Below are 17,091 nucleotides of genomic sequence, written 5' to 3' on the forward strand. Positions count from 1 at the left end.
TCCTCCTTAAAATTTTGGTGCATAAGCCATCATTTTTAATTCACGGATAATTGCACTTGCGCGTACTTTGTCTGCACATTCTTCGATATACTTAACCCAATCGGCGTCGAAAACTCGGTCGCCGATTTTTTGAAGAAGCACCACGATATAGTCTGCTTGTTTTTCAGACACATTCCCGCGGCGAACGAAGTTGATTTCGCGTGCTTCTTTGCCGCTCAAATGGTCGATGTTACGTTTTGCCCAAGCCCAAGCAATTTTCATTGCGTGAGCCAAATACTCAGATACTTTACCACCAAATTTGCGTTGACCGTTTCTAGCTAATTTCCAAGCCCTTTTCATCACTTCCTTCAAAATCCGTTTTTTCATTTTCTTTCATCTCCTCTTAATCTCGTATTCGGTATCCTTAATTTAATTATATATCGTTTTCAGTATCTGTAATTATATTATATACCGAATTCGGTATTTGTAAACACCTTATTTAAAAATTTTTTGATTTTTTCTCAAAAAAATAACCCTTCCTTGCGGAAGAGCTTGCGTCAAGTTGTGACAAGTAGATGTCAAGCTAAAAAATATCTATGTCCGGGATAGGTGCCTCGTCTATTGCCTGAACCTTCTCCGTGATATCCTGGTCGCCGTTATAAATTACTTTTTCAATAATGGTTTTTCTGTACCCTGTTTCCTTTTTAATTGCGCGGATCCATTCGTGAGCTACGTGAGGAATATCCTCAACCATCCTGACTGAAAAGGATCCGGTCCGCAAAAGTTTATTGCCTTCAATATTAATATGGACCGTTAATTTGAACTTCATTTACATTCCTCCTTACATTCAATTATACAAACAAATGTTCGAAAATCTACTAGAAATAGAACTAATGTTCTTATATAATGAAAAAAAGGAGGTCTGAGCGATGAACGGCTTATTAAAAAGGTCTTTGGAATCGGGAGAAATATTGGAAATGATTTATCTGTCTGATAAAAACCAATTGAGCCAGCGGAAAATCAAAGTAGTTGATATTTCATCAAACACCTTTCGAGCATATTGTTTTTCAAGGCGTCAACCAAGAATCTTCAAAATAAGCAACGTTTTATCGATCGGACCTGTACGAAGAAGAAAAATGAATCAGGGGGCATAAAAATGTATTACTTAGAGGAAAAAAGAATAACTATGGCAGAAAAGATTCAAAAACGCGAAGAGGAAATTTTGAACATAATTAAGGAGTACTGGGCGAAACACAAATATTCTCCTACAATTCGAGAAATCGTAAAAAAATCTAATATTAACTCTACTAGTACAGTCATGAGATATCTTTATCGTTTAAAAGAAAAAAGATTAATCGATTGGCATCCGAAAATGCCCCGAACATTACATATTAAAGAAAAGACCCCTTGTTAGGGGTCTTATTGTTGAATTAATACACTTGTCACATCCAAAAATCATGGTATTCAATATTAAAACCCATTTTCTTAAGACCTTTTTGTAGTTTTGCAAATGTGGAGAATTTTGGTTTGTATTCTTTATCACTCGCCATGTTTGAAATCGTCGTTCGCCCCAATCCTGACTTATTCGCCACCTCATTTTGTTGAATTCCCCTTCGATCTAACCATTTCCCGAATTTACTCCGCGGTTTACTAAAACCAAACATTTTCACACCTCATTCTTTTTTGTTACCAGTCTTGTCCAGAAATCCCGTTTTTAAACCTGATGCAAAATTCGGGAATAGTGGACAAGCAGCAAAGAATACTCTTTATCAGGACGTCTTAGGACACTGATGAATGGAGGGAAAGGCATGAACATAAAAGAAGGACGTCAATCAGACGTCAAACACGATAGAAGGGGGGCGTCACATGTATAGGCCGACTGTACGTTATGCAGATGTTTATAAACAGTATGTGGATAATTTGTTCCATGCAACTTCACTGGATCGCAATCAGATCATACGTGCTGCTCTGTTTACGGCTGCTTACTCCCAGGAGTTTTTAAAAATCATCAGTGTTTATAAGAAGAAAGACGTCACTCTTCCCTCCCCGCCATGGCAGCTGGAACAAACGGAACTGTGGATGGAACAAAACCCAACAACAAGAGAGGAGAGGGGCGTCAATGTTGACAGCCAAAGAAGAACAAAAGTTAAAAAGGATCCTGGAATTATTGGACGAGAAAGAAGTGAGGACCAGAAAGATAGACGTCTCGGGCAGACTACGGGACGAGAAGGGGAGGTTCCGACGATCATCCGAACGTCAGGCGGGGGAATCAAAATACGAATCGGCTAGAGAGATTAAACTTGTTAAAGTGAAGGGGAGTTACGGAACGTATTTGGTTAAAACAAAATGGTTATCGGATGGGGAAATGGATTTATTATTAATCGGGGCATTTATAATCGTAATGGCACTTATTTTTTAAAATATCCACAATTTATCCTCGTTTCTAACATTAGCTTCTTAATAGGATCGCTTCTCCTGATACAATTCCAATGTAGCGCTCAATTTCCTTGCCCTGCAAAGTTGGGGTTGTTGTAAGAATCATTTTTTATCCTCCTTAATCATTATGACATTTCTTACGTTTTAAGCAGCAGCTTAGTTTCATTCATGTCGTAAATTTATTAAAAAGAATGCAGTGTTACTATTTTAATATACAAAAAATTCAAAAAATATTGATTGACAGGACAATCCGGGTGAAAATAGAATAAACTTTAAGAAGATTTTTTTCAGAATGGATGATTGTTATGAGGCATCGTAAAAATTACTTTCAAATAAATAATATCAAAGCAAAAGAGGCTGTTCTTTAAGAACAGCCTCTTTCTTTATTCTGATAAAGTGGTAGAGGGTGAATCTAATGGTTATTTTAACAGGGAAGGATTTGACTTTAAATGATATAAAAAGAGTCATTTTACAACGGGAAAGGGCCGCTGCTTCCTCCGAAAGTTTGGCAAAGACAGAGAAAAGCCATCTTGCAGTAAACAAAATTGTTCAACAAGGAAAAATTGTCTACGGAATAAACACTGGATTTGGAAAATTCAGCGATGTGTTGATTAATGATTCCGATGTAAAAGAATTGCAGTTAAACTTAATCAGATCTCATGCCTGCGGAGTAGGGGAGCCGTTTCCTGAAAATGTTTCAAGAGCTATGTTGCTTCTGCGTGCAAATGCTCTGTTAAAAGGTTATTCGGGAATCAGACCGGCAATTGTGAACCGGTTATTGGAATTTATCGATAAAGAAATCCATCCGGTTATTCCCCAGCAAGGATCTTTAGGGGCGAGCGGTGATCTGGCACCGCTGTCGCACCTTGCACTTCCCATCATTGGGGAAGGAGAAGTATTTTATAAGGGAAAAAGAATGGAGGCAAGCGAAGCGCTGGCAAACGAAGGATTAGAACCGATGATCCTGGAAGCGAAAGAAGGACTGGCGCTAATTAATGGTACGCAAGCGATGACAGCTATGGGAGTAATTGCTTATTTAGAGGCTGAACAGCTTGCCCGTTTAAGCGAAATGATTGCTTCGATGACCATAGAAGGCCTAAATGGCATTATAGATGCTTTTGAAGAAGAAATTCATCTTGCACGCGGATATCAGCAGCAAATTGAAACCGCAAGAAGAATAAGGACTTATTTAAGAGGAAGCATGTTGACAACGAAACAGGGAGATCTTCGTGTCCAGGATGCTTACTCTCTACGATGCATCCCCCAGGTTCACGGAGCTTCATGGCAAGCGTTGGATTATGTAAAAGAAAAACTTGAAATCGAAATAAACGCGGCAACCGATAATCCGCTAATATTTAATGACGGAGATAAAGTAATTTCCGGGGGGAATTTCCACGGACAGCCAATTGCACTTGCGATGGATTTTATGAAAATTGCTGTCGCTGAACTGGCAAATATTTCAGAACGGCGAATCGAAAGGCTGGTCAATCCGCAGTTGAATGACTTGCCGCCATTTCTTAGCCCGAAGCCGGGGCTGCAATCAGGAGCGATGATTATGCAATATTGTGCAGCTTCTCTAGTGTCTGAAAATAAAATACTCGCACATCCGGCCAGTGTTGATTCCATTCCATCTTCTGCAAACCAGGAGGACCATGTCAGTATGGGAACTATCGCTGCCAGACATGCATACCAAATCGTGCAAAACGTCAGAAGAGTGCTTGCCATCGAATTGATTTGTGCAATGGAGGCAGTGAAGCATAGAGGAATTGAAAAAATGGCGGAGTTTACGAAGCAGTTTTATCAGCAAGCTAGACAAATTGTTCCTGCCATTGAAAAAGACCGAATCTTTTCAAATGACATTGAACGTGCATCTAAATGGCTTAGTGAGCTTACTTTGTAAGACAAGGGTCTGACCCTTTGCTTTTGAGTCAGCCCCCCATATTATTAGTCGCTTTCAACCCGATTTTTAAATGCTTCCTGGGTAACGATTAGTTCTTCATCTTCTATTCGTTCTTTCGTGTGTTTTTTCGCAATGCTGTTTTCAGGAAAATTTCCGGGATGACCTTTTTTCTTATGATTAAATTCATTTCCTCTTGCCATTTTGTCCACTCCTTTCCTTTTCAAATTTATCATTCCCGGTATTTTAAGAAATATTTCATACTGCTTGGAAAGGGTGCCTGACTGTTCAAGAAAGTATATAATAATGAAACAAATACAACGTTTGAACGAGGAGGAGACGGAGTGGATTTTTCATATCTTTTGTCAGAAGACAGAATCCGTAAAGCTTATGAGAATGGCGAATTTGATAACTTGCCCGGATACGGAAAACCCCTAAAGCTTGATGATTTATCGTCAGTACCCGAAGAATTGCGGATGGCTTATCGGCTTCTTAAAAATGCAGGCTATTCTCCAGAGGAAAACCGCTTAAAACAAGAAATGATGACAATCGAAGACTTGTTGAAAAGCTGTGATGACCAAGTGGAAAAAGAAAGGCTTCAAAAGAAGCTAAATGAAAAAATGCTTCGCTTCAACAGCTTAATGTCAAAACGGGGAGTAAAAACCAATTCAAGCATCTTTAAAAATTACGGCAGTAAAATTAATAGCAAATTCAGCTAATCATCAAAAACATCCGAACAGCCGGATGTTTTTGATTTTTATATATGTACAAACTAAATAAACGGAAAAAATTGTCGAAATAAAAAGGGAAGCATATTTTATAGGTACAATTAGCAAAAAGCTTGTTGATTGCTATCAATTAAAAAGGCAAATATGATAGATTCATAAAGTACGAGATAAGACAGGTGAACTACATGGATAAAACTACATTAATCGGATTGATATTAGGTATTGCAGCAGTTGGAGTTGGGATCGTTTTAAAAGGTGTAAGCCCTAATTCTCTTATTAATCCAGCAGCAATTTTGATTATCATTGGCGGAACGGCTGGGGCTGTAACGATCGCTTTTCCCAGCAGTGAGATAAAAAGAGTGCCGAAATTGTTTGGCGTTCTTTTTAAAGAGCAACAGTATATGCAGCCATCCGAGCTGATCAAGCTGTTTTCTGACTGGGCCCAAATTGCCCGGAAAGAAGGGCTGCTTGCTTTAGAGGTAAAGACGAATGAAATCGAAGATCCATTTTTAAGAAATGGTCTTTCACTTGCAGTGGACGGGCAAAGCGCAGACTACATTCGGGATGTGCTTACGGAAGAAATTGAGGCAATGGAAGAAAGGCACCTTACCGGCGCAGCCATTTTTACACAGGCGGGGACGTATGCTCCTACACTTGGGGTGTTAGGGGCAGTTGTCGGGCTGATTGCAGCTTTAAGCAATATGGAAAATACGAACGAATTGGGACATGCGATCAGTGGTGCTTTCGTCGCCACCCTTTTAGGAATTTTTACAGGATACGTTTTATGGCATCCTTTTGCTAATAAGCTGAAACGAAAATCAAAGCAGGAAGCAAAAATAAAATACATGATGATTGAAGGTATTTTGTCCATTCTAGAAGGCGAGTCGCCAAGAGTTATTGAACAAAAACTTGCATCTTACCTTCCGGCTGGAGAACGAAAGGCATTTCTCGAGGAAAGCAGTGTGAAGAAAGATGAGTAAGCGCAAAAAGAAGCATGATCATGAAGATCACATCGATGAAACCTGGCTCATTCCTTATTCCGATCTCCTTACATTGTTATTGGCTTTGTTTATCGTATTGTTTTCAATGAGCTCTGTCGATGCCCAAAAATTTCAGATATTATCAAAGGCTTTCAATGATATTTTTACCGGCGGTACGGGAGTTACCGAGTTTCAGAGCCCTATGCCTGAAGGGCAAATGGAATCACCTGATGAACGAAAAAAAGACCAGGAGAAAGTTGAGAATCAAAGTGCACAAAATGTAGATAAACAGGAACTGAAAAAAATTGAAAATAAAATAACTGCTTATGTTAAGGAAACCCATCTAACGAACAAGCTCAATACTTCACTAAACGATGAAGGACTGCTTGTAACAATTCGTGACAATGTCTTATTTGATTCAGGAAGTGCCGAGGTCAGACCGGAAGATGTGAAAATAGCAAAAGAAATCGCCGAACTTCTTGTCATTGACCCGCCGCGGAATATTATTATCAGCGGTCATACTGACAATGTTCCGATTCATACAGCCAATTTTGAATCAAACTGGGAATTGAGCGTGATGCGCGCTGTCAATTTTATGAAGATTATGCTGGAAAATGATAAGCTCGATCCCCGTTGGATCAGTGCAAAAGGTTACGGAGAATATAAGCCGGTTGCTTCGAATAAAACAGAAGAAGGAAGAGCGAAAAACAGGCGTGTGGAAATTTTAATATTGCCGCGAACCGGAGGTTAAGCTTCTTATGCTTAGCCTTTTTTGCAATTGTAGAAATAACAAAAATTCAAAGAAAGTCAGCTGCTTTGTATAAATTGTCGAAGCATGCGGAATAGAAATCGATTTTTCCGCGGCAGGTTTTTGCTGTCTTTAAAGGATTCTTATCATTTTAGTCCAACTTTTATTTGTTTCATCCGCCATTACCCGGGAAATTTCGCTACAGTGAAGAAGTTTAATAATTTTGTCATAAATATGTATTTTCGTTAACAATCATTGTTATTTCTTCTATACTTTCGCCAATTTTTCTGTAAAAAGCTAAGGGCCATTCTCAAAAACATGAATAACAGCTAAAATAAGAACCAATATGAATTTGAGGACGGCCACTCAAATTCTTTGAAAAACGTTTCTTCCAACGATAATATAATGAAGATGGAAGAAATATTATCGATAATGATTATTACCTTTGAAAGGCAGGATACTGGATGATTGTCTTAAAATCACCGCGGGAAATCGAAATGATGAAAAAGTCGGGAGAAATTCTCGCAGCTTGTCATAAAGAATTGGCAAAAATGATAAAACCGGGAATAACCACATGGGAAATTGAAAATTTTGTTGATCAGTTTTTAAAAGAAAATGGTGCCGTACCGGAACAAAAAGGATATAAAGGATACCAATTTGCAACATGCGCAAGCATTAACGATGAGGTTTGCCATGGATTTCCCCGAAAAGATCCTTTAAAGGAAGGGGATATTGTGACCATTGATATGGTTGTAAACTATAATGGAGCCTTGGCTGATTCAGCATGGACGTATGCTGTAGGGAACGTTTCACCGAAAACAGAAAAGCTTTTGGAAGTTACGAAAGAAGCTCTTTATAAAGGAATAGAACAAGCACAAATTGGGAACCGGATTGGTGATATCGGCCACGCTATTCAAACATATGTAGAAAGTGAAGGTTTTTCTGTTGTCCGTGATTTTATTGGTCATGGTATAGGAGCGGTTATTCATGAAAAACCTGATGTTCCTCATTTTGGATTGCCGGGAAAAGGACCGCGCATTAAAGAAGGGATGGTTTTCACAATCGAACCGATGGTGAATGAAGGCACCTATCATACACAAATGGATGGAAACGGCTGGACAGCACGAACAACAGACGGAAAAAACTCTGCACAATACGAACACACGATAGCGATTACAAAAGATGGGCCGATCATTTTAACAGACCAAGACTCGATTTCATAAACCTGATGAAAATTTTTCTTGATAACCAAATAAGAAATGTCCGCTGTCATATGGAAGACAGCGGATTCCAGTTTTTTTATTTTTTTCTCAAACTTCCTAATTCCTCAGCAAGCGCCTGCATCTCACTCGGGCTAAAAGTGTTTTTTTTCATGACCATTTCGTAAATTTCTTTTAATTCTTCATACATTTCTTCATTAAAATGAGTTGGTTTAATTGCACCAAAATTTAATACTTTTAATTTTTCCTTTATTCTTTCAATCATATATTCGACGTTTTCAGCTGATTTTTGCGAAAGGTCCACTCCGTTCATCCTCTCAGTTTTTTTCTCTCATCTTTTCATGTATTGAGTAAATTGTCAATTGAGTTTTAGTTGCAGTATGAATGATTAAAACCAAACCTCTTGCATGAAAGCGCGAATATGAAAGAAAATGAAGGAGAACTGTTTTGAATCCTTCATGGGAGGGAAATAAATACAAAGCATGGGATGTAGGAAGGAGAAGAATTTATGGGAAATTCTAAATTTTTTTGGAAAAGCGTTTTATTCGGTGCAATTGCCGGGGGAGCTTTAAGTCTGCTAAATAGAGAAACGCGCCATGCGGTAATGAATGATTGCAAAAAAACAGCAAAAAATATTTCTTATATAGTAAAACATCCAGACGAAGTGGTTGATCAATTAAAACAAGTTTCAAGCAAGGTCCGCGCTACTGTAAAGGAAGTTAGCGAGGACGTTTCTTACATAACTGAAAAAGTTGCAGAACTTCGCGAAGTAACTCCGCAAGTAGCCGAAATGGTGAAGGATACGAAAGAAGCATTCAATAAAAATGGACAATCTTAACGATCAGTTGTCAATCCATCTGAAGCGGAAAGTATTTGAGGTGCGGAATGGGACAAAAAAATTCGGCATTTATTAGACAATTATGGATGAGAATTCAAGGAAATGATGTTCCAGGGCTGGCTGCACAGCTGGCTTATTTTTTCTTGCTCTCTTTATTTCCGCTATTGATTTTCTTTGTAACCCTTTTGCCGTATTTGCCAATCACCGAGGACGATTTGCTAAGGTTTGTAGAAGATTTTGCTCCCCCACAAACGATGGCGTTAATTGAATCAAATATTAATCAAATCATGAGCAAGAATGGAAAGCTTCTTTCTTTTGGAATTATTGCCGCTTTCTGGTCCGCATCCAATGGACTGGATGCCATCGTCAAAGCTTTCAATAATGCATATGAAGTTAAGGAAAGCCGGCCGTTTGTAGTTGCTAGAGGAATGGCCATCTTATTGACAGTAGGAATGATCATAGTTATTATTGTTGCATTACTTTTGCCGGTGTTTGGCAGACAAATCGGTTTATTCTTATTCTCTGAATTTGGTTTATCAAGCGAGTTCCTTGTAACATGGAATGCGATTCGCTGGTTCATCAGCTCTATCATCCTTTTTGTAATTTTTACCGTGCTATATTGGATTGCCCCTAACAAAAAATTAACGTGCATTAGTGCGGTTCCCGGTGCGTTGTTTGCAACTGTCGGCTGGGTATTGACATCGCTTGCTTTTTCATATTATGTAAGCAATTTCGGGAATTACTCTTCTACTTATGGAAGCATTGGAGCGGTCATTGTCTTAATGATTTGGTTTTATTTAACGGGCTTTATTATCATCATTGGCGGAGAGATTAATGCCATATTCAGCAGGAAAAAAGAAGGATGTTAGCAAACGAATTTTGCCTTAAGTTTCCTTACTGAAATGCAGAGAATTGCCCACAATAAATGACGGGGGGATTAATGCAAGATAAGGAGGCTTTCAAATGGCAAAGCAATCAAAGAAAGACGGCGGAACTAAACAAAAAGGAAAAAACAAACCGAAGCATAAAACGTCCGGATCAGCTAACGGACAAAACGGCTATCATTAACATAAAGAAAAGAAGGATCGGTACTCCGATCCTTCTTCTTATTTTAATAATCGTAAGCTGTTTAAAATGACTAATATCGTACTTCCTTCATGGCCGATTACACCGAAAGGAAGATCGACAAGCTGCAAAAAGTTAGACGCAATTAAAAGCATAATGACACTAATTGAGAACACAACATTTTGTTTCACAATACGGTTCATCCTATGGGAAAGGTTTATAGCTTCTGCGATTCTTGGGAGATCGTTTTTCATTAATACAATATCGGCTGTTTCAAGCGCTACATCTGTTCCTTCTCCCATCGCAATTCCGACGTTAGCTGTTGCAAGTGCAGGAGCGTCATTGATACCATCTCCCACCATAGCAACATTGCCAAACTGTTTCTTTAATTTTTTGAGTTCTTCAACCTTTTTTTCCGGCAAACATTCCGCAACAAAGTCATTAACATGGCATTCTTTTGCTATTGCATTTGCTGTTTTTTTACTGTCTCCCGTCAGCATAATCGTATAAATTCCTTTTGTTTTTAAGCTTTCAATTGCTGATTTTGTTTCCTCCCTGACTACGTCTTTGAGGGCAATCATGGCGACAATTTCTTTGCCTCTTTGAACAAACACAATTGTTTTTCCTTCATCAGCAAGTAAATTGGCAGCTCCATCAGCAAACTGTTCTGCAAAACCTTTCCCCACAAATTCTGCTTTCCCGACTTTCCATTCCTCGTCATTAATAAACGCCTTAATTCCCCATCCCGGCACGTCTTCAATTTTTTCAGGTTCTGGGAGTTTCTCGTCAAGCTGGTCATTTACATAGTTTACAATTGCATGGGCGAGGGGATGGTTGGAATGCTTTTCAATAGCCCCGACTGCTAATAAAATCTCATTCCTGCTTATGCCTTCTTTCGTTATCACGTTTGTTACTTCCGGTTTTCCTTTTGTTAAAGTTCCGGTTTTATCAAATGCGATTGCTTTTAAATGGCTTAAGTTTTCAAGATGGACCCCGCCTTTAAACAAAATTCCGTGCCTTGCACCGTTTGAAATCGCAGATAAAGTGGCAGGCATGATCGAAGCAACGAGTGCACAAGGTGAGGCCACGACAAGAAGGATCATGGCGCGATAAAATGTTTCGTTCCAGCTCCATCCCAATACATAATAGGGCAAAAACATCATTAAGACAACGACAGCTAACACAATTTTTACATACGTTCCTTCAAACTTTTCAATAAAAAGCTGGGAAGGAGATTTTTCACTTTGGGCATTTTGAACAAGCTGTATGATTTTTTGAAACAGAGTTTCGCTGTTCGGCTTTGTGATTTCAATTGTAATCGATCCGTTTAAATTGACCGTTCCTGCAAAAACATCGTCGCCTTCTGTTTTTGCAACCGGAATGGATTCTCCGGTAATCGCAGCTTCATCAATTGTTGTCTGTCCTTTTGAAATTCGCCCGTCTGAAGGCACTCTTTCACCAGGTTTGACAAGGATGATATCGCCGATTTTTAACTGTGAGACATGGACTCTTTCTTCCATCCCGTTATTGAGCCTTAAAGCTTCTTCGGGCTGAAGCTCCATTAAGGAGGAAATTTCTTTCCGGCTTTTATTAAGAGTATATGTTTCAAGGGCACCGCTCACCGCAAAGATAAAAATTAGAATCGCTCCCTCAGTCCAATAACCAATAATCGCAGAACCGATAGCGGCAAAAATCATTAACATTTCCACATTTAATTCTTTATTTTCAATGGTTTCCTCAATTCCCTCTTTAGCTTTGGCAAATCCGCCGATAAGAAAAGCTAGCAAAAATGCCGCAACAGAAGCGCTTTCCATACCGATTTTTTCAAACGTCCACCCTGCTGCAATCAAAAACCCGCTAAATATGGCTGCAATTAACTCGGCATGGGGTTTTATTTTTTTAATGAAATTTTCATTATGTTCTGTTTGTCTGGTTGCTAGTATTTTTGCTTCAGCATTCATTGTTTCTCCTCCTAATCCTCTTTTAGAAAGCCGCCTTTCATTCTTAATGAGAAAAATAATCAGATTCAATACCCCATTAAATGACGAAAGCTGCCATCTTAGCGATGACAGCGAAAAGCTTCGAAATTTATGATACATATTTTATTTTTAATTATATTACCATACAGCATATGAATGTGAAAAGAATTATGCCTCTAATATTTACAAAAACTGAAATCAAGGTAAAAATAAACATAATTAATAAAATTTACCCGGCCAAACTTAGGCAGACCGGGTTTTCCCTTGCACGGCATCTTTTGGCTGATAGACAGCCAGCGCAATGAATATCATAAGAAGCATGGAGCTAATGACATAAAAAAAGCTTGCTCCTTTCAAGTACTCGATGGCAAGGCCGCCAATAAACGGACCGCTGATGCTTCCAAAGCTGAAGAAGATTCCGCACATTAGATTTCCTGCAGGCAAAAGCTGTTTTGGTATAAGATCGGCCATATAACTAATTCCGAGAGAAAAAGTTGAACCAACAAGCATGCCTGCAATAAAAAAACATACTGCAATGCCAATAGCTGATTCTTTGAAAAGTCCGGCTGCCGTAAAGCAAATAAACCCTGCCAGCATTACGAAAATTAATATATTTTTTCTTCCGTATTTGTCACTTAACATTCCCAGAGGCAATTGAAATACAATACCCCCAATAGCAAAAGCAGGCAAAATAAAGGATACAGCATTTATATCAATTCCTGTTCTAAGTGCATAAACAGGGAAATTTCCGTTTAGCGAAGCTTCAAGAAATCCATACCCGAATGGGGGAAGTAGAGAAACCCAGGCATATTTCCATACTTGGCCAAAGCGCTTCATCGTTCCGAAAAAAGAACTCGTTTCTAAATCTTGTTCAGGGTATTCATTTTTTAAAAGTAAAATGGTAAACCAAGCAGCTAAACTAATAACGGTTGAAATGATAAAAGGGAGGGATTCATTTATTTCGACAAATCTTGTCATAACCGGTCCGGATGCAAATCCAAGCCCGAAAAATAAGCCGTATAGGGAAATATTCCGTCCGCGCTTATTTTCTGGCGAAAAGGTCGTTATCCACGTTTGCGTTCCAAAATGAAGCATATGATCGCCTATCCCGATTAACAGTCTCAGGATAAACCAGAACCAAAAAGACTTCCAAACAGGAAACAGTCCTAAGGAAACAGTAACAGCAAGCCCTCCAAATAAAATGATTGGCTTAAAGCCAAATTTTCTTAGCGGCGCTTCCATTAAAGGCGAGGCTAAAAGAATACCGATATAAAGGGCGGTAGCATGGAGGCCGTTGACGGAAGAAGAGATGCCGTCCTTTTCAAAAATGATCGCAATGAGAGGAAGCAGCATTCCTTGTGAAAACCCGGAGATGGCTACAATTCCTATTAAAATCCAAAACCGCAAATTTTGTGAATATTTCATGTGCACATTCTCCCTGAAAATATGATCCCAAAATGATGGTAACGGGAAAGAAATGGTTTTGCAAGAAAAAGAAATGTTTTTTCTTGTTTTATTAAGGGGAAAAATATTGTAATCTCTAAATAGAAAAAACTATGGGGTTAACTCGGAAAAATTGTTCCACGGTGCAATCTGTAAAAAGGGTTAATGCCGCTTGAGAAATGTTAGAATTTTTTTCCATAGGAACAAAATTGATAAATGGAGGAGTTTATATGACAAATAAGATTTTTATGGTTCTTGCCTTTGCGGGGGTTCCGTTATCTGTAGTTGGAAGCTTTCTGCATTGGCCAAGCACACTAATGTTCGCTATTTTTTGTATAACGATTATTGCGCTGGCCAGTTATATGGGAAGGGCGACTGAAAGCCTGGCAATTGTTGCAGGCCCGAGGATCGGCGGGTTATTAAATGCCACTTTTGGAAATGCCGTAGAATTAATTATTTCAATTTTTGCATTAAAAGCTGGCTTGATCGAAGTGGTTCTTGCTTCGTTGACAGGTTCTGTTCTTGGAAACCTTTTGCTAGTTGCCGGGTTATCTTTTTTTGTTGGCGGGATAAAGTTCAAAAGGCAGAAATTCAACGAGTTTGATGCAAGGCACAATTCAGGACTTTTAATGTTCGCTATTATTGTTGCATTTGTCATTCCTGAAGTTTTTTCGATGACAATGAATGAAACAAAAACATTATCCCTTAGTGTCGGGATTGCCATCATTTTAATTGCTCTTTATTTAGCTGCTCTATTTTTCAAGCTCGTTACCCATCGCGGGGTATATCAGCCCGGGAATGAAGGTGAAAGCCATGATGAAGAAATACCTGAGTGGGGAAAAAATAAGGCAATATTCATTTTGGCGATTGCAACTGCAGCTGTTGCTTACGTATCGGAGAAATTGGTACATACTTTCGAAACAGTTGCTGAATCATTTGGATGGAGCGAATTGTTTATCGGGGTCATTATCGTCGCGATTGTCGGAAATGCGGCGGAGCACGCTTCTGCTATTATAATGGCTTATAAAAATAAGATGGATATTGCCGTTGAAATTGCAGTTGGTTCTACTCTGCAAGTTGCGATGTTCGTAGCGCCTGTGCTTGTGTTAGTTTCACTTTGCTTTCCTGTATCTATGCCGCTTGTCTTTTCACTTCCTGAGTTGATTGCAATGGCATCTGCGGTGCTTTTAATGATCATCCTTTCAAACGACGGGGAAACAAACTGGTTCGAAGGCTTAACATTGCTTGCTGCCTATTTCATCATGGGCATTGGATTTTATTTGTTGTAAAGCCAAAAAGACTCTGTGATTTGCGCAGAGTCTTTTTTATAATGTATAGTCCAGTTCATTCATTATAGGGTTGCTAACCATTCGCTTTTTCTATCCATCATCACCAACTTTCATGAATGTCTTAGCACCGTTGACAAACTTTTGGCGGGTGTAATTGCCTTGTTTTGTAAAGCAGTATGGATAATATTTGCGAACTCCGAAAAAACTATAAACAAACCAAAATATGTTGGATGATCTGAAAGGAGTTCGAACCATGAAGAAATGGTTATCTTTTGGTATTATCAGTCTAGTCTTTTTGTTTCTTTTTTTACCTTCTGCCTTTGCAAAACAAGGGATTGAAAAGGATAACAATCCTAAATCTTCCAATCAATATAAAGTGCCAAGTTCTGTTCTGAACATAACAAAAGAAAATACATATCCGAACCCGGTACAGGACATGCCGCTTTTGCAGCCAAGCGAGCTGACAAAGCAGCTAATTAATTCATCCAGGATAAAAATTGAAAATCCGGATTTAATTCGCATGCTAAATGAAACAAGTATCAACAGTACACCTTTTGCATTTGGGTACAGGGCGATTATTTACTTAGGACAATGGCCGTTAAGTTATGATTCAACAGAAACATCTCCTAATTGGGAGTATCAAAAGATAAATACGAATTATTTTGATAATCGCGGAGGAAACTCACCTTATAAAATTCACTATGTTCAAGAAGCGCAAAAACAAGTCCGCGGCGGTTTAACTGCAAAAATTCCGAATGCGGAAGATGTGAAAAAAATGATGCTGCAGAAAGCGATGGAAAAAACAAAGCTGCCCCTGTCGTTTGAAACGATTATCGGAGGAGGAACGAAGAAAGACCAGTTTTACAACATTCCGCCAAAAAGGCTCGGATATTTATATGCATATGCACCTGCTGTTAATGAAAAAGGAAAGGTAACATATGGGGAAGTTTACATTATGCTAAAAGGGAACAAAAAAATGATCGTGATCAAAAATGTTACTTCCCAAGGAATCGGTGCATGGATCCCTGTTCAGGATCATGTTTCCTTCGGTTTTGTTGCTGCCGAAAGGCCGCGTTAATTAATTTAAAATAGGGTCCGACTCCCTCCAACAATGACAATATATAGAGTGGTTTTTATTGGAGGGGTCTAACCCCATAGATGGAAGTTTCACTTTATGTTTGCTTTACGGGTTTTAAAGTCTGCATCTTTATAATAGCTGTTTTTTACGAGAACATTTGGCCCCAGACAGCGTACTTCAGGACAATGGCAGTTCAACGAGGAAGCCAGCTCCGTATTCATCCATGTCTGATAAACATCCTCTAACCGATCTGTTTTGATATTTCCGAGCGGAGGAGTATCTCCGAAATCTGTGACAATAACATCCCCTGTAAAAATATTCACATTAAGCCTTGAGCGGCCATCAGGATCATTGCGGACCGTTACATTTTTTTCAGAATAAAGCCGTTTCAAAAGTTCTAAATCTTCAGGTTTGTTGCTGCAAGCATAGAACGGCAAAGTTCCGAACAGCATCCATACATCTTTATTGCGGATATCAAGCAGACGATGGATTGCAGATCTAATTTCATCTAAAGATAATGTTTCAAGGAATGAAGCAAAATCAGAAGGATACATCGGGTGGACTTCATGTCTTTTGCACTTCATTTCTTCTGTAATCTGTTTGTGTATTTTTTCAATATGCGGCAATGTGCGTTTATTCAGCATGGTTTCCGCGGATACGAGCACACCGCTTTCAGCAAGAACACGGCTGTTTTCAATTATTCTCTCAAACATTGCTTCCCTTTGCTTTGCGCTTGGTTTTCGATCCATCATAGCAAAGCCGCCTTCAACAAAATCTTCAGGTGTCCCCCAGTTATGGGAAATATGCAAGACATCCAAGTAAGGGATGATTTTTTCATAACGGCTTATGTCAAGGGTTAAATTTGAATTTAACTGGGTGCGAACTCCTCTTTCGTGGGCATATTTTAAAAGAGGCAGTACATAATTCTCAACAGATGTTTTTGACAGCATAGGCTCCCCGCCGGTAATGCTCAATGACCTCAAGGAAGTAATTTCATCGAGCCTTTTAAGGAGAAGGTCAATCGGGAGAGCATCAGGGTCCTTTGTTTGAAGAGTGAATCCGACTGCGCAATGCTCACAGCGCATATTGCAAAGCGTTGTTGTTGTAAATTCAATATTGGATAAAACAAGCTTTCCGTATTGGTCAACATCCAAATAAGCTTCCCATGGGTCATAATTGGGCGTAATTTCCAAGCTTTTTTCGGTAATCATAACATATTAGCTCCTTCTTATCGAATCATAAGTCATTATTAAAGGAAGAATCAAAAATGTCAATTCCTTTGTTCTTGGAAGATTAAAATGAAAGTGGTATAAATTGCAGGCATATTGCAAAACGGGAGTTTATCCATATCCTATTAAAAACAACTGCTGAATATGTTCCTAAACCCTTTAACACTTTAAAGTGCAGAGGT

At 38.9% G+C, this 17,091-nt stretch carries 21 protein-coding genes; 12 read left to right on the plus strand and 9 right to left on the minus strand.

The window, feature by feature from the left end:
* Nucleotides 1-6: 6 nt before the first annotated feature.
* Nucleotides 7-366 carry a hypothetical protein gene (locus C0966_RS00900; protein ID WP_274853294.1) on the minus strand — a complete coding sequence of 120 codons (360 nt, stop codon included), beginning with the start codon at nt 364-366 and terminating at the stop codon, nt 7-9.
* 196 nt (nt 367-562) lie between these two features.
* Nucleotides 563-808, minus strand: coding sequence for a hypothetical protein (locus C0966_RS00905; RefSeq protein WP_274853295.1), 246 nt, complete (start codon nt 806-808; stop codon nt 563-565).
* Between the two features lie 100 nt (nt 809-908).
* On the opposite strand from C0966_RS00905, the gene C0966_RS00910 reads away from it, so the two are divergent.
* Together C0966_RS00910 and C0966_RS00915 are read left to right on the plus strand one after the other, a co-directional pair.
* Nucleotides 909-1,133: a hypothetical protein gene (locus tag C0966_RS00910; RefSeq protein WP_274853297.1), complete on the plus strand. Its 225-nt coding sequence runs from the start codon at nt 909-911 to the stop codon at nt 1,131-1,133.
* A gap of 2 nt (nt 1,134-1,135) precedes the next feature.
* Complete coding sequence (locus tag C0966_RS00915) at nt 1,136-1,393, plus strand: LexA family protein (RefSeq protein ID WP_274853298.1); 258 nt, start codon at nt 1,136-1,138, stop codon at nt 1,391-1,393.
* Between the two features lie 28 nt (nt 1,394-1,421).
* On the opposite strand, the gene C0966_RS00920 is transcribed toward C0966_RS00915, so the two are convergent.
* Nucleotides 1,422-1,643, minus strand: coding sequence for a helix-turn-helix domain-containing protein (locus C0966_RS00920; RefSeq protein ID WP_274853299.1), 222 nt, complete (start codon nt 1,641-1,643; stop codon nt 1,422-1,424).
* Nucleotides 1,644-1,845: 202 nt separating this feature from the next.
* Here C0966_RS00920 and C0966_RS00925 point away from each other — a divergent pair, with 202 nt between their 5' ends.
* Nucleotides 1,846-2,268 carry a hypothetical protein gene (locus C0966_RS00925; RefSeq protein ID WP_274853300.1) on the plus strand — a complete coding sequence of 141 codons (423 nt, stop codon included), beginning with the start codon at nt 1,846-1,848 and terminating at the stop codon, nt 2,266-2,268.
* A 160-nt stretch (nt 2,269-2,428) separates the two neighbouring features.
* Here C0966_RS00925 and C0966_RS00930 read toward each other — a convergent pair whose 3' ends face one another.
* Nucleotides 2,429-2,521 carry a heavy metal-binding domain-containing protein gene (locus C0966_RS00930; RefSeq protein ID WP_274853301.1) on the minus strand — a complete coding sequence of 31 codons (93 nt, stop codon included), beginning with the start codon at nt 2,519-2,521 and terminating at the stop codon, nt 2,429-2,431.
* Nucleotides 2,522-2,830: 309 nt separating this feature from the next.
* On the opposite strand from C0966_RS00930, the gene hutH reads away from it, so the two are divergent.
* Nucleotides 2,831-4,315 carry a histidine ammonia-lyase gene (gene hutH / locus C0966_RS00935; RefSeq protein WP_274853302.1) on the plus strand — a complete coding sequence of 495 codons (1,485 nt, stop codon included), beginning with the start codon at nt 2,831-2,833 and terminating at the stop codon, nt 4,313-4,315.
* 44 nt (nt 4,316-4,359) lie between these two features.
* On the opposite strand, the gene C0966_RS00940 is transcribed toward hutH, so the two are convergent.
* Nucleotides 4,360-4,515, minus strand: coding sequence for a hypothetical protein (locus C0966_RS00940; protein ID WP_274853303.1), 156 nt, complete (start codon nt 4,513-4,515; stop codon nt 4,360-4,362).
* 141 nt (nt 4,516-4,656) lie between these two features.
* Here C0966_RS00940 and C0966_RS00945 point away from each other — a divergent pair, with 141 nt between their 5' ends.
* The 4 genes from C0966_RS00945 (at nt 4,657) to map (ending at nt 7,991) form a co-directional block, all read left to right on the plus strand.
* Nucleotides 4,657-5,031, plus strand: a complete 375-nt coding sequence (locus C0966_RS00945; protein ID WP_274853304.1) for a DnaJ family domain-containing protein — start codon at nt 4,657-4,659, stop codon at nt 5,029-5,031.
* Nucleotides 5,032-5,225: 194 nt separating this feature from the next.
* Nucleotides 5,226-6,020 (plus strand): flagellar motor stator protein MotA, encoded by a 795-nt coding sequence (gene motA, locus C0966_RS00950; RefSeq protein ID WP_274853305.1) that lies wholly within the window; start codon nt 5,226-5,228, stop codon nt 6,018-6,020.
* Nucleotides 6,013-6,771: a flagellar motor protein MotB gene (gene motB / locus C0966_RS00955; protein WP_274853306.1), complete on the plus strand. Its 759-nt coding sequence runs from the start codon at nt 6,013-6,015 to the stop codon at nt 6,769-6,771. The genes motA and motB overlap by 8 nt, the downstream gene beginning before the upstream one ends.
* Nucleotides 6,772-7,232: 461 nt before the next feature.
* Nucleotides 7,233-7,991, plus strand: a complete 759-nt coding sequence (gene map, locus C0966_RS00960; RefSeq protein WP_274853307.1) for a type I methionyl aminopeptidase — start codon at nt 7,233-7,235, stop codon at nt 7,989-7,991.
* 76 nt (nt 7,992-8,067) lie between these two features.
* On the opposite strand, the gene C0966_RS00965 is transcribed toward map, so the two are convergent.
* Nucleotides 8,068-8,292 (minus strand): DUF1128 domain-containing protein, encoded by a 225-nt coding sequence (locus tag C0966_RS00965; protein WP_274853308.1) that lies wholly within the window; start codon nt 8,290-8,292, stop codon nt 8,068-8,070.
* Between the two features lie 204 nt (nt 8,293-8,496).
* Here C0966_RS00965 and C0966_RS00970 point away from each other — a divergent pair, with 204 nt between their 5' ends.
* Both C0966_RS00970 and C0966_RS00975 read left to right on the plus strand, forming a co-directional pair.
* Nucleotides 8,497-8,826 (plus strand): YtxH domain-containing protein, encoded by a 330-nt coding sequence (locus C0966_RS00970; RefSeq protein ID WP_274853309.1) that lies wholly within the window; start codon nt 8,497-8,499, stop codon nt 8,824-8,826.
* Between the two features lie 47 nt (nt 8,827-8,873).
* On the plus strand, nt 8,874-9,695 hold the full coding sequence (locus tag C0966_RS00975; RefSeq protein WP_274853310.1) for a YihY/virulence factor BrkB family protein: 822 nt from the start codon (nt 8,874-8,876) through the stop codon (nt 9,693-9,695).
* 237 nt (nt 9,696-9,932) lie between these two features.
* On the opposite strand, the gene C0966_RS00980 is transcribed toward C0966_RS00975, so the two are convergent.
* Nucleotides 9,933-11,852 (minus strand): heavy metal translocating P-type ATPase, encoded by a 1,920-nt coding sequence (locus C0966_RS00980; protein WP_274853311.1) that lies wholly within the window; start codon nt 11,850-11,852, stop codon nt 9,933-9,935.
* Between the two features lie 261 nt (nt 11,853-12,113).
* Nucleotides 12,114-13,295, minus strand: a complete 1,182-nt coding sequence (locus C0966_RS00985) for an MFS transporter (RefSeq protein WP_274853312.1) — start codon at nt 13,293-13,295, stop codon at nt 12,114-12,116.
* A gap of 248 nt (nt 13,296-13,543) precedes the next feature.
* Here C0966_RS00985 and cax point away from each other — a divergent pair, with 248 nt between their 5' ends.
* Nucleotides 13,544-14,602: a calcium/proton exchanger gene (cax, locus tag C0966_RS00990; RefSeq protein ID WP_274853313.1), complete on the plus strand. Its 1,059-nt coding sequence runs from the start codon at nt 13,544-13,546 to the stop codon at nt 14,600-14,602.
* Between the two features lie 253 nt (nt 14,603-14,855).
* A complete protein-coding gene (locus C0966_RS00995; protein ID WP_274853314.1) occupies nt 14,856-15,680 on the plus strand; it encodes a YfkD famly protein in 825 nt (274 codons plus the stop codon).
* 89 nt (nt 15,681-15,769) lie between these two features.
* Here C0966_RS00995 and yfkAB read toward each other — a convergent pair whose 3' ends face one another.
* Nucleotides 15,770-16,891: a radical SAM/CxCxxxxC motif protein YfkAB gene (gene yfkAB, locus C0966_RS01000; protein ID WP_274853315.1), complete on the minus strand. Its 1,122-nt coding sequence runs from the start codon at nt 16,889-16,891 to the stop codon at nt 15,770-15,772.
* Between the last annotated feature and the right edge of the window lie 200 nt (nt 16,892-17,091).

Source organism: Bacillus methanolicus, assembly GCF_028888695.1.
Classification (GTDB): Bacteria; Bacillota; Bacilli; order Bacillales; family Cytobacillaceae; genus Bacillus_Z; species Bacillus_Z methanolicus_B.

Excerpts from the sequence above, each read along its gene's own strand:
- C0966_RS00900 (WP_274853294.1), bottom strand. The coding sequence starts at position 366 with ATGAAAAAACGGATTTTGAAGGAAGTGATGAAAAGGGCTTGGAAATTA.
- C0966_RS00905 (WP_274853295.1), bottom strand. The coding sequence starts at position 808 with ATGAAGTTCAAATTAACGGTCCATATTAATATTGAAGGCAATAAACTT.
- C0966_RS00910 (WP_274853297.1), top strand. The coding sequence starts at position 909 with ATGAACGGCTTATTAAAAAGGTCTTTGGAATCGGGAGAAATATTGGAA.
- C0966_RS00915 (WP_274853298.1), top strand. The coding sequence starts at position 1,136 with ATGTATTACTTAGAGGAAAAAAGAATAACTATGGCAGAAAAGATTCAA.
- C0966_RS00920 (WP_274853299.1), bottom strand. The coding sequence starts at position 1,643 with ATGTTTGGTTTTAGTAAACCGCGGAGTAAATTCGGGAAATGGTTAGAT.
- C0966_RS00925 (WP_274853300.1), top strand. The coding sequence starts at position 1,846 with ATGTATAGGCCGACTGTACGTTATGCAGATGTTTATAAACAGTATGTG.
- C0966_RS00930 (WP_274853301.1), bottom strand. The coding sequence starts at position 2,521 with ATGATTCTTACAACAACCCCAACTTTGCAGGGCAAGGAAATTGAGCGC.
- hutH (WP_274853302.1), top strand. The coding sequence starts at position 2,831 with ATGGTTATTTTAACAGGGAAGGATTTGACTTTAAATGATATAAAAAGA.
- C0966_RS00940 (WP_274853303.1), bottom strand. The coding sequence starts at position 4,515 with ATGGCAAGAGGAAATGAATTTAATCATAAGAAAAAAGGTCATCCCGGA.
- motA (WP_274853305.1), top strand. The coding sequence starts at position 5,226 with ATGGATAAAACTACATTAATCGGATTGATATTAGGTATTGCAGCAGTT.
- motB (WP_274853306.1), top strand. The coding sequence starts at position 6,013 with ATGAGTAAGCGCAAAAAGAAGCATGATCATGAAGATCACATCGATGAA.
- map (WP_274853307.1), top strand. The coding sequence starts at position 7,233 with ATGATTGTCTTAAAATCACCGCGGGAAATCGAAATGATGAAAAAGTCG.
- C0966_RS00970 (WP_274853309.1), top strand. The coding sequence starts at position 8,497 with ATGGGAAATTCTAAATTTTTTTGGAAAAGCGTTTTATTCGGTGCAATT.
- C0966_RS00975 (WP_274853310.1), top strand. The coding sequence starts at position 8,874 with ATGGGACAAAAAAATTCGGCATTTATTAGACAATTATGGATGAGAATT.
- C0966_RS00980 (WP_274853311.1), bottom strand. The coding sequence starts at position 11,852 with ATGAATGCTGAAGCAAAAATACTAGCAACCAGACAAACAGAACATAAT.
- C0966_RS00985 (WP_274853312.1), bottom strand. The coding sequence starts at position 13,295 with ATGAAATATTCACAAAATTTGCGGTTTTGGATTTTAATAGGAATTGTA.
- cax (WP_274853313.1), top strand. The coding sequence starts at position 13,544 with ATGACAAATAAGATTTTTATGGTTCTTGCCTTTGCGGGGGTTCCGTTA.
- C0966_RS00995 (WP_274853314.1), top strand. The coding sequence starts at position 14,856 with ATGAAGAAATGGTTATCTTTTGGTATTATCAGTCTAGTCTTTTTGTTT.
- yfkAB (WP_274853315.1), bottom strand. The coding sequence starts at position 16,891 with ATGATTACCGAAAAAAGCTTGGAAATTACGCCCAATTATGACCCATGG.